Source organism: Pseudomonas morbosilactucae, from assembly GCF_023241715.1.
Taxonomy (GTDB): domain Bacteria; phylum Pseudomonadota; class Gammaproteobacteria; order Pseudomonadales; family Pseudomonadaceae; genus Aquipseudomonas; species Aquipseudomonas morbosilactucae.
Window position 1 is genome coordinate 12,872 of record NZ_JALQCW010000069.1, and the last position, 14,747, is coordinate 27,618.

General features: G+C 66.1%; 6 protein-coding genes and 1 pseudogene. 4 read left to right on the plus strand and 3 right to left on the minus strand.

Features of this window, described 5'->3' with window-relative positions; all coding sequences use genetic code 11:
- Positions 1 to 81 precede the first annotated feature (81 nt).
- Complete coding sequence (locus M1B34_RS24320) at positions 82 to 924, plus strand: alpha/beta fold hydrolase (RefSeq protein WP_268262419.1); 843 nt, start codon at positions 82 to 84, stop codon at positions 922 to 924.
- A 59-nt stretch (positions 925 to 983) separates the two neighbouring features.
- On the opposite strand, the gene M1B34_RS24325 is transcribed toward M1B34_RS24320, so the two are convergent.
- From M1B34_RS24325 to M1B34_RS24335, 3 genes are all read right to left on the minus strand, one after another.
- Entirely contained in the window at positions 984 to 3,059 is a 2,076-nt protein-coding gene (locus M1B34_RS24325; protein WP_268262418.1) for a TonB-dependent receptor, read from the minus strand.
- Positions 3,060 to 3,256: 197 nt separating this feature from the next.
- The gene (locus M1B34_RS24330; RefSeq protein WP_268266443.1) at positions 3,257 to 3,790 is read right to left on the minus strand and encodes a DUF3087 family protein; all 534 of its coding nucleotides are present in this window, start codon (positions 3,788 to 3,790) and stop codon (positions 3,257 to 3,259) included.
- Between the two features lie 79 nt (positions 3,791 to 3,869).
- The gene (locus M1B34_RS24335; protein WP_268266424.1) at positions 3,870 to 4,064 is read right to left on the minus strand and encodes a hypothetical protein; all 195 of its coding nucleotides are present in this window, start codon (positions 4,062 to 4,064) and stop codon (positions 3,870 to 3,872) included.
- Between the two features lie 300 nt (positions 4,065 to 4,364).
- On the opposite strand from M1B34_RS24335, the pseudogene M1B34_RS24340 reads away from it, so the two are divergent.
- The 3 genes and pseudogenes from M1B34_RS24340 to M1B34_RS24350 all read left to right on the plus strand — a co-directional run bounded on the left by M1B34_RS24340 (position 4,365) and on the right by M1B34_RS24350 (position 14,686).
- Positions 4,365 to 13,066, plus strand: a pseudogene (locus M1B34_RS24340) (glycoside hydrolase family 94 protein).
- Between the two features lie 77 nt (positions 13,067 to 13,143).
- On the plus strand, positions 13,144 to 13,875 hold the full coding sequence (locus tag M1B34_RS24345) for a Crp/Fnr family transcriptional regulator (RefSeq protein ID WP_123335167.1): 732 nt from the start codon (positions 13,144 to 13,146) through the stop codon (positions 13,873 to 13,875).
- 112 nt (positions 13,876 to 13,987) lie between these two features.
- The gene (locus tag M1B34_RS24350; protein ID WP_123336074.1) at positions 13,988 to 14,686 is read left to right on the plus strand and encodes a Crp/Fnr family transcriptional regulator; all 699 of its coding nucleotides are present in this window, start codon (positions 13,988 to 13,990) and stop codon (positions 14,684 to 14,686) included.
- Positions 14,687 to 14,747 lie beyond the last annotated feature (61 nt).

Here is a 14,747-nt window from a genome sequence, read left to right on the forward strand (position 1 = left end):
AAAAGGCCTAAACAGCCCTCATCTCAAGCCTGGGCGGATTGGCTACGCTGTACTGCCCTCCCCTTCAGACAGGACCGTCCCATGCCCCTACGCTTGCTCGCCACACTCTGCCTGCTCGGCGCCCTGACCAGCGTCCAGGCCGCCGAACGCTGGCAAACCCTGCCGCCGACCCCGGCGCCCGTTGCCACGGCCCAATCCGGCTATGCCCAGGTCAACGGGGTCAAGCTCTACTACACCAGCACCGGCCAGGGTTCGCCGGTGGTGCTGCTGCACGGCGGTCTGGCCAACTCCGACTACTGGGGTTTGCAGGTCAAGGCCCTGGCCGCGCAGCACCGGGTCATCACCCTAGACAGCCGTGGCCACGGCCGCAGCTCGCGAGACGCACGCCCCTTCGGCTACGACCTGATGGCCGATGACGTGGTGGCGGTGCTCGACCAATTGAAGATCCCCAAGGCCGACATCGTCGGCTGGAGCGATGGCGCCATCCTTGGCCTGGACCTGGCCCAGCGTCACCCGACCCGCGTCGGCAAGGTGTTTGCCTTTGCCGCCAACAGCCAGACCTCGGGGGTCAAGGACAACGTCGACAAGGATCCGACCTTCGCCGCCTACATCGAACGGGCCGGCAAGGAGTACGCCAAGCTGTCGCCGACACCCAAGGAATATGACGCTTTTGTCGAGCAGATCAGCCATATGTGGGCCAGCCAGCCGAACTGGAGCGACGCCGACCTGGGCAAGATCCGCACCCCGGTGCTGATCGTCGACGGCGACCGCGACGAAGCCATCAAGCGCGACCACACCGAATACCTGGCGGCAACCATCCCCGGCGCCGGGCTGCTGATCCTGCCCAACGCCAGCCACTTCGCCTTTCTCCAGGACCCGGCGCTGTTCAACGCCGCACTGCTGCAGTTCCTCGCCCAGCCCTGACAGACCGCCACCCCGTCCGGCGCCCAAGACGGGCGCCGGACCTGTCGCCCATATGCGCCTTAGAGGTCGTAACGCAACGCCATGCCGAAGGTTCGCGGCGCGCCGACATCAATGATGTCGTCGTCGCGGTCGGCGTCATCACGGTTGTTGGTGACGTATTGCCTGTTGAAGGCATTTTTCACGTACGCCGAGACCGCAATGTTGCGGGTGACTTTGTACTCGCCATTGAAGTTGACCAGCACGTAGTCATCGCTCTTGCGCACACCGCTGACGTTGCCCGTCGAGTCGAAATCGTATTGCGACGGGCTGCGGTCCTGGTAGGTAACGTCGGTGTTGAGGCTCAGGCCATTGTCGAAGCGATAGGTGCCCCCCACCGACAGCTTGTACTTGGGCGCGTAGAGGAAAGACTGGCCGCTCATGTCCTGACCGTTGCCGGTGACGAAGTCCTTGTACTTGCCATCGGTATAGGCCGCACTGGCGGTAAGGGTCAGCTGCTGGCTGAGGTCTTTTTCAATGAAGACTTCCAGGCCCTTGATGTCGCTACTGCCAGCGTTGAACACGTGGACGAAGTTGCTGGTGCTGTCGAGCACGCTGACCTGTTGGTCTTTCCAGTCGGTGTAATAGAGGTTGGCCCGGGCCCGCAGGCTCTTGTCGAACCAGGCACCGCGATAGGACAGCTCGTAGTTAGTGGTGTATTCCGGATCGTAGGCTTCGTGCCCGCCCCCAGCTCGGACGTTGACGCCTCCGCCACGATAGCCTTTCTGCACCATGAAGCCGACGAACTGGTCTGTGGCCAATTCATGGTCGATGCCGATTTTCGGCAAAAACGCGTTGAAGGATTTGTTGACCTGGCCAGGGCTGGAGAAATCGTCCTGGTCGACGTCGGTGTCGTTCTGCTCGTGGTCCAGACGCAGGCCGGTGATCAGGGTCCAGCTCGGGGCGAAGGTCCAGTTGAGTTCGCCGAACAGCGCCTGGTTTTCAATCTGTGTGTCGCCACGGGTGGCGCCGAACAACTGGCTATTGACCAGCAAGCGGTCGTGGAACTCATTGCGGGTGCGGCCGTAATAGGCACCGACAAAACCCCGCAGGCTGTCGCCCTGGTAACCCAGGCGCAGCTCCTGGCTGAACAGCTCGCCGTCCTGCCTGCGCAGCACCACCTGGTTGGCGTCGGCGCTCTGGTCGAAGTCCAGCCGGGCGCTGTAGTCGGTGCGGGTATTGGCGGTGAGGCTGGTCAGGGTCCAGGCGTCGTTCAGGCGGTAGTCCACCTTGGCGCTGACGGTGTCCTGCTTGAGGCTGTCATACACCTCAGTGTCGGAGGCGATCTTGTAGTAGCGCACCTTGCCATTGCTGCGCAGGATCGAGTTGTCGCCCTGGCGGTGCTCGCCGTGGGCGTAGGTCAGCAGCACATCCACATCATCATTGGGCAGGATCAGCAACTTGCCCCGGGCGTTACTGGTGCGACGCGGGTTAGCGTCGTCGTCCCGAGTGATGTTGCGGATGTAGCCATCGCCTTCCTGATAGTCCACGGCGATACGCCCGGCAATCTTGTCGTCCACCAAGGCACCGCCACCGGCCACGGCCGTGCCGCGTTCACCGTAGTTGCCGACGTTGGTCTGGGCTGAAAAGGACGGTTCGAATGTGGGGTTCTTGGTCTGGATGACCACGGCCCCGGCCAGTGAGTTGCGGCCCTGGGTGGTGGACTGCGGGCCGAGGAACACCTCGACCTGCTCCACGTCCCAGAGTGGCGTCGGGCTCAGGGTCAGGGCTCGGTTGGGCTGCTGGGCACCGTCGATAAAAACCGAGACTGCGCCATTGAGGGTGGCCGGGCCCTGGTCGTCGAAGCCGGACACCGGCACCCCACGAATGCCCCAGTTTTCGTTGCCGGCCTGGGTGTAGACACCCGGCGTGCGGGCAAATACATCCACCAGGCTTTGGTCCGCGTGCTCACGCAGCTCTTCGTCGGTCACCACCACCACGCTGGACTGGGTCTGCTCCAGGGTGCGGTTCATTTTCTCGCCGGTCACCGTCACCGGTGCAATCTCCAGCGGCTCTGGCGCAGGCGCGGCCCAGGCGCTGTTACCCAGGCACAGAGCCGACCCCGCAGCCCAGGCCAATGTGTGCTTCTTGATACCCATGATTCGCTCCACCCACGTCGTTTTTTATGTTTTTGACGGTTGGCCGATGGCGGTTAGCCCCAGCGCTGGCGGAGTCTATAGGATTAATCTTGAAAATTGAATGATATTGATAATCCATCTCATTCATGTTTTTTCAGCTTGATGTATCTCCTTCGACACAGTTCACAAACGAGGATCAATGGAACAGCACAATGGCTTCAACGCGCCGCCGGAATACGTTTCACCGCTTCCAGCCATTGCGGGTCGAGGCGTGGTTGGTCGCTGTCGATGCCCAGGGTTTCCAGGCGTTGGCGATGGGCGTCGATGGCGCGCTGTTCCTGGCTGAAGGCGCTGGTGTTGGCGTCCAGTTGGTGCATCTGGCTCAGGCCCTGGTGATAGAAGCGCAACAGCTTCAGCGCCTCTGGGTTGTCAGCGCTGACCCCGGCTTCGACCTGGTGCATGACGTTGGTCACGCGCATCAGGTTGCGCTTGAGCCGCCAGCCATAGACCGCCGCAGCCATCCAGGGTTGGCTCCAGAATACTTGGCGCACCAGCAGGGCACTGAGCAAAAAGCCCACCGCCACGCCCGCGATGTTCAGGCGCAGGTTGTCGCCGCCCGGGGTGCCCCAGGTGTACACCGCCAGGCTAGACAGGAGCATGGCCAGGCTGAGGAAAATCAGAGCGATGATCAAGGTGCTGCGACGGGTCTGGCGGCGATAGAGGACGGGGTCGAAGGCGTGGATTTCGAACATGGCGTTGGTGGACTCGGCGGTGAAAATGACTGGCATTATCACCGCACTCGGCCGTACCCAGGCAGATTAAATACCCGCCTCAGTTACGGCTCACCGGCTGGTTGAGAAAGCGGTTCCAGTCCTCATAGGCCTGGTGCTGGCGCTGGCTGGCGAGGTCCCATTGCTCGCCGCTGGTTTGTCGGCAAGAGACCAGCCTCATCATTTCGTTGGTGGCCGCGTCCAGTTCGATCAGCAGCTGGTGGGATTGGAACCTGAAGTCGTCGAGATCCTGCATGTGAAGGTTCGCCTGTGATTGGGCCCGACAACGCATTCCACGCCGCCATACGCCCAGCAAAGGGTCGACACCCCCAAAGGGCGAATGATGTTAACCAGCCGATGAGCGGTCAAACCCCGCGATCAAGGCGGCTATGTTCGTCAGCGCACAGACAGCCCCCCACGCTTTGACCAGACTCGAACCCTGAGAAGTTGCGTCTTGCATGGCCCTCGCGACCCCCGGTCGGAGCGCCGGCCCTGCCCCATTTCCTGCCCGCCCGTGGCCATCGGCCCGTGCCGGGCACGCCCTGCCAAGGAACACATGGACAGTCATTGGACCCACGCACTCTTTCGGTTCTGGCGTCTGCCTGCCGCTTACTACCGCCAATGGCATGATGCCCGGCGCACGTTCACCCACGAGCCCCTGCTGCGCTCGGAACTGTTCAACGCCGAACAGATGGCCCGCCACGGCACCCTGCTGGCCCAGCAACACCGCCTCAGCCAGGACAACCACAACGACGGGCTGCTGGCGCGCCTGGCCGACAACGCTGCGACCCTGGCCAGCAGTTGCAAGGCCCTGAGCAGCGCACCGCTGTCCACCCGGCGCAGCACCCCGGCCGCCGAATGGCTGCTGGACAACTTCTATCTGGTGGAAGAACAGATCCGCACCACCCAGAGCCATCTGCCCCGTGGCTACAGCCGGCAACTGCCGCGCCTGGCCGAAGGCGCCTCGGCGGGCCAGCCACGGGTCTACGACATCGCCCTGGAAACCATCTCCCATGGCGACGGACGCATCGACGCCGACAGCCTGAGCCGCTTTGTCGAGTGCTATCAGAGCGTGATGCCGCTCAAGCTCGGTGAGCTGTGGGCCATTCCGATCATGCTGCGCCTGGCGCTGATCGAGAACCTGCGCCGCGTGGCCTCGCGGGTCATGGCCAACTGGGACGAGCGCAACCTGGCCAACGACTGGGCCGACCGCCTGATCGAGACCGCCGAGCAGGACGCCAAGAGCGTGGTGCTGACCGTGGCTGACCTGGCCCGCTCCGAACCGCCGATGACCGCCTCTTTCGTCGCCGAAATGGCCCGCCGCCTGCAAGGGCAGAACGCCGCCCTGGTGCTGCCCCTGGCCTGGATCGAACAGTTGCTGGGGGAGTCGGGGCTGAACATCGAACGCCTGGTGCAACTCGATGCCCAGCAACAGGCCGCAGACCAGGTCTCCATCAGCAACAGCATCGCCAGCCTGCGCCTGCTGTCGTCGACCAACTGGCGCGACTTCGTCGAGCGCCTGAGCCACGTCGAACAGGCCCTGCGCAGCGACCCGGCAGCGGTCTACCCGCGCATGGACTTCGCCACCCGCGACCACTATCGGCACGTACTCGAACGTCTGGCCCGGCGCTGCCCGCAGAGCGAGGACCAAGTGGCCCTGGCCGCCATTGACCTGGCCCGCCAGGGCGCGCCCGACTCGGCCGAGGCCGAGGTCGCCCGGCATGTCGGCTACTACCTGGTGGGCCCCGGCCGCACGCGACTGGAACAGCGACTGGGGGCCAAGGTGCCCATCGGTACACGCTGGCAACGCCTGCTGGTGCGCGCGCCCCTGAGCTTCTTCCTGGCCCCGGTGCTGGTGCTCTCGACACTGCTGGCCTGGACCTTTCTCCAGGCCATCCACGACGAGGGCCAACCCTATTGGGTGCTGGCATTGCTGGGGGTGCCGACCCTGCTGATGAGCAGCCGCCTGGCCATCGGCCTGATCAACTGGCTGGTGACCCTGACCGTGGCGCCCTGCATCCTGCCGCGCCTGGATTACAGCGAAGGCATCCCGGCCGACGCCCGGACCCTGGTGGTGGTGCCGACCCTGTTCGCCAATGCCGCAGACGTCGAAGAACTGGTGGAAGGCCTGGAAGTGCGCTTTCTGGCCAACCGTGATGCGCACCTGCATTTCGCCCTGCTCAGCGACTTCATGGACGCCGCCAGCGAAACCCTGGCCGAAGACGCCGCGCTGCTCGGCCTGGCCCGGCAACTGATCGAGGCCCTGAACCGCAAGTACCCCGACACCGGCGCCGAGCGTTTCTTCCTGCTGCACCGGCCACGGCGCTGGAACGCCGCCGAAGGCTGCTGGATGGGTTACGAGCGCAAGCGCGGCAAACTTGCCGAACTCAACGCCTTGCTGCGGGGCCAGGGCCGCGAGCGCTTCTGCCTGATCGTCGGCGCCTTCGAGGCCCTGCCGCCGATCCGCTACGTGATCACCCTGGACACCGACACCCAACTGCCCCGGGATGTGGCGCAGCAATGCGTCGGCGCCATGGACCACCCCCTCAACCACCCGCGACTGGACCCGCGCAGCGGGCAGATCAGTGCCGGCTACGCCATTCTCCAGCCACGGGTCGGCATCAGCCTGCCCAGCAGTGCACGCTCAGCCTACGCTAGGCTGTTCGGCAGCGAGGCCGGGTCGACCCCTACACCCGAGCCGTCTCCGACGTGTACCAGGACCTGTTCGAACACGGCTCCTTTATCGGCAAGGGCATCTATGCCGTGGACGCCTTCGAGCACGCGCTCAAGGACTGCTTCCCGGACAACCGGGTGCTCAGCCACGACTTGATTGAGGGCTGCTACGCCCGCTCCGGGCTGCTCAGCGATGTGCAACTGTTCGAGGAATACCCGTCGCGCTACAGCGCCGACGTCAAACGCCGCCATCGCTGGATCCGCGGTGACTGGCAACTGCTGCCCTGGCTGCTGCCGTGGGCCTGGGCGCGCAAAGGGGTGACGCGCAACCGCCTGAGCGCCCTGGCGCGCTGGAAGATTGCCGACAACCTGCGCCGCAGCCTGGAGCCCGCGGCCTTCCTGACCATGCTGTTGTGGGGCTGGCTGGGCACCAACCAGCCCCTGTCCTGGACCTTCGCCGTGCTGTTGCTGGTGCTGATCCAGCCCCTGTCCAGCGCCCTCCAGGAGCTGATGCAGAAAACCGTCGACGTGCCCCTCGAACAGCACCTGGGTGCAGCCTTCCAGGCCTGCGCCCAACAGTTCACCCGGGCCCTGCTGCCCCTGGTCTGGCTGCCCTATGAAACCTGGTACAGCCTCGACGCCATTGGCCGCACCCTGTGGCGCATGCTGTTCAGCAAGCGCCGCCTGTTGCAGTGGCAGCCCTCGCGGGAAGTGGAGCGCAGCCAGGGCAACCCCCTGGCCGAGCTGTACCGCAGCCAGTGGATTGCCCCAGCCCTGGGCCTGGTGCTGCTGGCACTGTTGCTGCCCACCCCCGACGTGCTGCTGGCAGCCGGGCCCTTTATCCTGCTGTGGCTGGCCGGCCCGGCGATCGCCTGGTGGCTGAGCCGACCTTCGTCCCAGGCTGCGTTCCACCCGTCCAGCGACGAACTGCGCTTTCTCCACCGCCTGGCGCGGCGCACCTGGGCCTTCTTCGACCAGTACGTCGGCCCGGCGGACCACTGGCTGGCCCCGGACAATATCCAGGAACAGCCTCAGGCGGTGGTCGCCCACCGCACCTCGCCGACCAACCTGGGCATGGCCCTGCTGTCGCACCTGGCAGCCCACGACTTTGGCTACCTGAGCAGCAGCCGCCTGCTGCACCGCCTGGACCAGTCCCTGGCGAGCATGGCCTTGCTTGAGCGTTACCGCGGGCACTTCTACAACTGGTACGACACCCAGACCCTCAAGCCCCTGCCACCGCTGTACGTATCCACCGTGGACAGCGGCAACCTGGCCGGGCTGCTGCTGACCCTGCGCCCCGGCCTGCTGGCCCTGGCCGACCAACCCTTGCCCGCGGCGCGCCTGGCCACCGGGCTGGCGGACACCCTGGAGGTGTTCCACGAAACCCTGCGCGATGCCGGCCTGACGCCGCACGCCACCGAAGCCCTGATTCAGCAGGCACGCAGCGTGGCGACCCTGGCCGAGGGTGCCGAGGCCGGGTTGCAAGCCCTGCTTGGGCAGATCGAGCGCACCGACTTCCCCACCACCACCGCCCTCGACGAACCGGCCTTCTGGCAACAGGCATTGCTGGCCCAGGTCACGGACATCCGTGAAGAACAGCAACGCTTTGCCCTGCCGCCCCTGCTCGATGGCAGCCCCGCTCCGGTCTTGAGCTGGCGGCAACTGGCCCAGCTGCAACCCGAACACTGGGCCCCGGCCCTGCAGCCTCAGGTGCTGGCGGTGCGCGAGCTGGCCAGCGAGCGCCTAGCAGTTGTCGCCCGCCTGGCCGAGCAGGTGCAGCGCATGGCCGAGATGGACTTCGGCTTCCTCTACGACGTCCGGCGCAACCTGTTCGTGATCGGCTACAACGCCGACGAACGCAAGCTCGACGCCGGCTACTACGACCTGCTGGCCTCGGAAGTGCGCCTGACCAACTTTGTGGTCATCGCCCAGGGCCAACTGCCCCAGGAAGGCTGGTTCTCCCTCGGCCGTCTGCTCACCAGCCATGGCGGCCAGCCGGTGCTGCTGTCCTGGTCCGGCTCGATGTTCGAATACCTGATGCCGATGCTGGTGATGCCCAACTACCCCGGTACCCTGCTGGACCAGACCTGCCGCGCCGCCGTGACCCTGCAGATCGAGCACGGCCAGCAACTGGGCATTCCCTGGGGCGTGTCCGAGTCGGGCTACAACACCCTGGACGCCCACTTCAATTACCAATACCGGGCCTTCGGCGTACCGGGCCTAGGCCTCAAGCGCGGCCTGGGTGAAGACAGCGTGGTGGCGCCCTACGCCAGTGTGCTGGCGCTGATGATCGCGCCCCAGGCCGCCTGCCAGAACCTGCAACGCCTCAGCGAACTGGGCCTGGGCGGACGTTTCGGCCTTTACGAAGCCGTGGACTACACCCCGGCGCGCCTGCCTCGGGGCCAGAACTACGCAGTGGTCAAACAGTTCATGGCCCACCACCAGGGCATGAGCCTGCTGGCCCTGGCCTGGCGCCTGCTGGACCAGCCCATGCAACAGCGCTTCGAGTCCGACCCGCAGTTCCAGGCCACCGCCCTGCTGTTGCAGGAGCGGGTGCCGAAGACCGCCGCCCAGTACCTGCACGCCTCCAGCGCCCCGGCCGCCGACGAAGCGGCGCGCGGGCACGAAACCAAGCTGCGGGTGTTCGCCGACCCGGACCGCAAGCGCCCCGCCGTGCAACTGCTGTCCAACGGCCGTTACCACGTTATGGTCAGCAGCGCCGGCGGTGGCTACAGCCGTTGCCAGGAACTGGCGGTGACCCGTTGGCACGAAGACAGCACCTGCGATAACTGGGGCCAGTTCTGCTACCTGCGGGACGTCGCCAGCGGCGCTTTCTGGTCCGCCGCACACCAACCCACACTGGGTCGCCCGGAAAGCTTCGAGGCAATTTTCACCGACGCCCGGGCCGAATTCCGGGTCCGCGAACGGGACTTCGACAGCCACTGTGAAATTGTCGTGTCCCCCGAGGACGACATCGAACTGCGGCGCCTGCACATCACCAACCGCGGCCGCAGCCGACGCAGCATCGAGGTCACCAGCTACGCCGAAGTGGTGCTGGCCAGCGCCCTCAGCGACGCCATGCACCCGGCCTTCAGCAACCTGTTCGTGGAGACCGAACTGCTACCGACCCTACAAGCCATCGTCTGCACCCGCCGGCCCCGGGCCAGCCACGAACAGGCGCCATGGATGTGCCACCTGCTGGCCGCCCACGGGGTGGACATCGACAGCATTTCCTATGAAACCGACCGCGCGCGCTTTATCGGCCGCAGCCGCAGTGTGGTCGCCCCGGCCGCCCTGGACCGCGACACCGACACCCTGTCCGGCAGCGCCGGGCCGGTGCTCGACCCGATCGTGGCGATCCGCTGCCGCATCAGCCTGGACGCCGGGCAAACCGCGACCATCGACTTTGTCACCGGGGTCGCCAGCCACCGCGACGGCTGCCTGCAACTGATCCACAAATACCGCGACCGGCACCTGGCGGACCGGGTCTTCGACCTGGCCTGGACCCACGGCCAAGTGCTGTTGCGCCAACTCAACGCTTCCCTGGCCGAAGCCCGGCTGTTCGAACAGATGGCCGCCTCGATCCTCTACGCCAACGTCAGCCTGCGCGCCGACGGCAGCCTGCTGCTGAGCAACCGACGCAGCCAGTCGGGGCTCTGGGGCCAAGGCATTTCCGGCGACTTGCCGATTGTGCTGTTGCAGGTCGGCGACCTGGGCAACATCGAACTGGTGCAACAGATGGTCAAGGCCCACGCCTACTGGCGACAAAAGGGCCTGGCGGTGGACCTGGTGATCTGGAACGAAGACCAGGCCGGTTATCGCCAGCAATTGCAGGACTTGATCATGGGCCTGGTGACGTCAGGCAGCGAAGCCAGCCTGATCGATCGCCCTGGCGGGATCTTTGTGCGCCCGGCCCAGCAACTGTCCAGCGAAGACCGCACGCTGATGCTGGCGGTGGCGCGCCTGGTGATCAGCGACGGCCGTGGCAGCCTCGCCGAGCAAGTGCAACGGCGCCGCGCCGACCCGCTGCTGGCACGCTTGGAGCCCAATCTGGAACGGCGCGAGCCAGCGCCACGGCTGGCCGCCATCGCCCGCCCCGCGACGCTGATCCTCAACACCCCGTTCGGCGGTTTCAGCCCCGACGGCCGGGAGTACGTGATGCTCCTGCAACCCGGGCAACCGACCCCGGCGCCCTGGGCCAACGTCCTGGCCAACCGGCAGTTCGGTACGGTGCTCTCGGAAAGCGGCGGCGCTTACACCTGGAGCGAGAACGCCCACGAGTTTCGCCTGACCCCATGGCACAACGACCCCATCAGCGATCCCAGCGGCGAAGCCCTGTACCTGCGCGATGAAGACACCGGGCACTTCTGGTCACCGACCCCGTTGCCCTGCCCCGGCAGCGGCAGCTATCGCACCCGTCACGGCTTCGGCTACAGCGTCTTCGAGCACGAAGAAGACGGCATTTATTCCGAACTCTGGGTGTACGTGGCGCTGGACGCGCCGATCAAGTTCTCGCGCCTGCTGATCCGCAACACCAGCCCGCGCACCCGGCGCCTGTCCGCCACCAGTTATGTGGAATGGGTGCTGGGCGACCTGCGCAGCAAATCGGCGATGCACGTGGTCACCGAAAGCGACCCGTTCAGCGGCGCGCTGTTTGCCCGCAATGCCTTCTCCATCGAGTTTTCCGGGCGCGTGGGTTTTCTCGACACCGACGCCACGGGCCGCAGCTTCAGCGGCGACCGCACCGAATTCATCGGCCGCAACGGCAGCCTGGCCAACCCGGCCGCCATGGGCCGGGCCCGCTTGTCCGGGCGCTCCGGCGGCGGCTTCGACCCCTGTGCGGCGATGCAGGTCAGCCTGGAACTGGGCGAAGGTGAAAGCCAGGAAATCATCTTCCGCCTCGGCGCCGAGCAGGACGCCAAGGCCGCCACCCGCCTGGTGCAGAAATACCGTGGCAGCCGTCCGGCCGCCGCCGAACTGGACGCCGTGCGCCTGCATTGGCGGACCCTGCTCGAAGTGGTCCAGGTCAAGACCCCGGACCCGGCCATCGACGTACTGCTCAACGGCTGGCTGATGTACCAGGTGATCGCGTGCCGCTTCCTGGCGCGCAGCGGTTACTACCAGTCCGGCGGCGCCATCGGCTTTCGCGATCAGTTGCAGGACAGCATGGCCATGCTCCACGCCGACCCGGCGGCAGCGCGCCGCCACCTGCTGCTCTGCGCCGCCCACCAATACCCCGAAGGCGATGTGCAGCACTGGTGGCACCCGCCCCAGGATCGCGGGGTGCGCACCGGCTGCTCCGACGACTTCCTCTGGCTGCCCCTGGCCACCAGCCGTTACGTGCAAGTCACCGGCGACCGCAGCGTGCTCAACGAGCCGGTGGGCTTTGTCGAGGGTCGAGCCCTGAACATCGGCGAAGAGTCCTACTACGACCTGCCGGGCCACAGCAGCCAACAGGAAAGCCTCTACCAGCATTGCCAGCGCGCCATCGAGCACAGCCTGGCGCGGGGCACTCGCGGCTTGCCGCTGATGGGCACCGGCGACTGGAACGACGGCATGAACCGGGTCGGCGAACAGGGCCTGGGAGAAAGCGTCTGGCTGGGGTTCTTTGCCTATGAAGTCCTCCAGCAATTCGCCGCCACCGCCCGGGCCAACGCCGATCCGGCCTTCGCCCAGCGCTGTGAAGACCAGGCCAGCGTCTTGCAACCGAGCCTGGAAACCCACGGCTGGGACGGCGCCTGGTACCGCCGCGCGTACTTCGACAACGGCCAGGTGCTGGGTTCGGCGGCCAACCAGGAATGCCGCATCGACTCCATCGCCCAGAGCTGGTCGGTGCTCTCCGGCGCCGCCAGCGAGGCACGTCAGCGCCAGGCCATGAAGGCCCTGGACCAGCACTTGGTGCGGCGTGAGGCCGGCGTGGTGCTGCTGCTCGACCCCCCCTTCGACCAGGGCCAACTGGACCCGGGCTACATCAAGGGTTACGTGCCCGGGGTCCGGGAGAACGGCGGCCAATACACCCATGCCGCGATCTGGGCCTGCATGGCCTTTGCCCGTCTGGGCGACAGCGCCCGGGCCTGGGAACTGCTGCGCATGATCAACCCGGTGAACCGGCGCAGCGCCGAAGAATTGGCGGTGTACAAGGTCGAGCCCTACGTGATGGCCGCCGACGTCTACGGCGTGGCGCCCCACACTGGGCGCGGCGGCTGGACCTGGTACACCGGCTCGGCGGGCTGGATGTACCGGCTGCTGCTCGAATCCCTGCTGGGCCTGGTGCGCCAGGGCGACAGCCTGCGCATCGAGCCACTGCTGCCGCCCCACTGGCCGGGCTTCAGCCTGGACTACTGGTTCGGCGCCACCCGCTACCACATTGAGGTGCACCAGAGCCCCGGGGCGGTGCACAGCATCCGCCACAACGGCGTCCTGCTGGCTGAGCCCCTGCTGACCCTGCGTGACGATGGTCAGGAACAACAGGTGCTGGTGACCTGCGCGCCGGCACCCGACACCCAACCCGCCCCCCTGTCCGACATAACGCCCGACGGCAGTGGCGCCCCCCGGGTCAGCCCCGACGTGGAGGCCAAATCATGACCGACATGAGCACGCCACGACGGCTTCTGGACTACCCTGAACCCTCTGGAAACCCTTCTCCTACGGTGGCTTTAGATATGTTGCAAGCACACAAGCCACGTCAGAACCACTTGCTCGACGCACTCCCGGAGCCGGTGAAGCAGCGCCTGCTGCCAGACCTGGAACTCATCACCCTGAGCCTGGGCCAAGTGCTGTTCGAGTCCGGCGACATTCCACGCCACGTCTACTTTCCCACCGACGCCATCGTCTCTCTGCTGTACGTGATGGAGAACGGCGCCTCGGCGGAAATTGCCGTGGTCGGCAACGAGGGCCTGGTAGGCGTCGCGGTGTTCATGGGCGGCGAAAGCACCCTCAGCCGGGCCATCGTGCAGAGCGCCGGGCACGCCTTTCGCCTGCCGGGGCCACGGCTCAAGGAAGAGTTCAACCGCCACGGCGAAATGCTCCTGCTGATGCTGCGCTACACCCAGTCGCTGCTGACCCAGATGGCCCAGACGGCGGTGTGCAACCGCCATCACTCCATCGAGCAGCAGCTGTGCCGCTGGCTGCTGCTGTCCCTGGACCGACTGCCGGGCAACCAGTTGCTGATGACCCAGGAACTGATCGCCAACATGCTCGGTGTCCGCCGCGAAGGGGTGACCGAAGCGGCAGGCAAGCTCCAGCGCCTGGGGGTGATCGAGTACAGCCGCGGCCACATCCGGGTACTCGACCGCGCCCACCTGCAGCGCCTGAGCTGTGAATGCTACGCCGTGGTGCACAACGAAACTGCGCGCCTGCTGCCCTACTTGCCCGCGCCCCGCGCCGACGACTGAGCCCCGACAGGCACTGTGTGCCGCAGCGCACAGACCGCGCTGCGGTTCCTGCGCACACTGCCCGCAACCCATCACGCTGTCCCCGCCTCAGGACACTCCCATGCTCAGGGTCATGCCCCCACGTCACGCCGACAATCTGCTGATCCAGGGCCTGCCCGACGCAGAGAGGCAGTGGCTGCTGGAACGCTGCGAGTCGGTGGAGCTGCCCCTTGGCCAGGTGCTGTGGGAACCGCGCCAACCTCTGCAGCACCTGTATTTCCCGCAGACCGCATGCATTGCCTTGCGGGTCACCCTGAACCATCACCCCCCTCTGGAAATGGGCCTGTTGGGCAATGAAGGCATGCTCGGCGCCACCCTGGCCCTGGGCCTGGACACCGCGCCGCTGCGGGCCGTGGTCCAGGGCGCCGGCAGCAGCCTGCGTGTAGCCCCCACGCAACTGCACGACGCACCGGGCGAGCACCCGACGTTTCAGCAGGCTCTGCACCAGCAGGTCTATCGGCTTCTGGAGCAGCTGTCGCAAACCGCCGCCTGCATCCACTTTCACCCCATCGAACCGCGCCTGGCCCTGTGGTTGCTGATGATTCACGACCGGGCCCACGCCGATCATTTCCAGATGACCCATGAATGCCTGGCCAAGATGCTCGGTGTGCGACGCAGCGGCGTGACCGTGGCCGCCGGCGCCCTGCAGCAGCGCCGACTGATCCGCTACAGCCGCGGCCAGATCAGCATCCTCGACCGCCCGGGGCTGGAAGCCGCCTGCTGCGAATGCTATGCCGCCCTCAACCCGCCTCGCCTCCAGGCCCGGGCCTGAACCGAGTACGCGGCCAATGTGCGCTAACAGACAGACACAGGCTGACTACCGCGCCAGACTG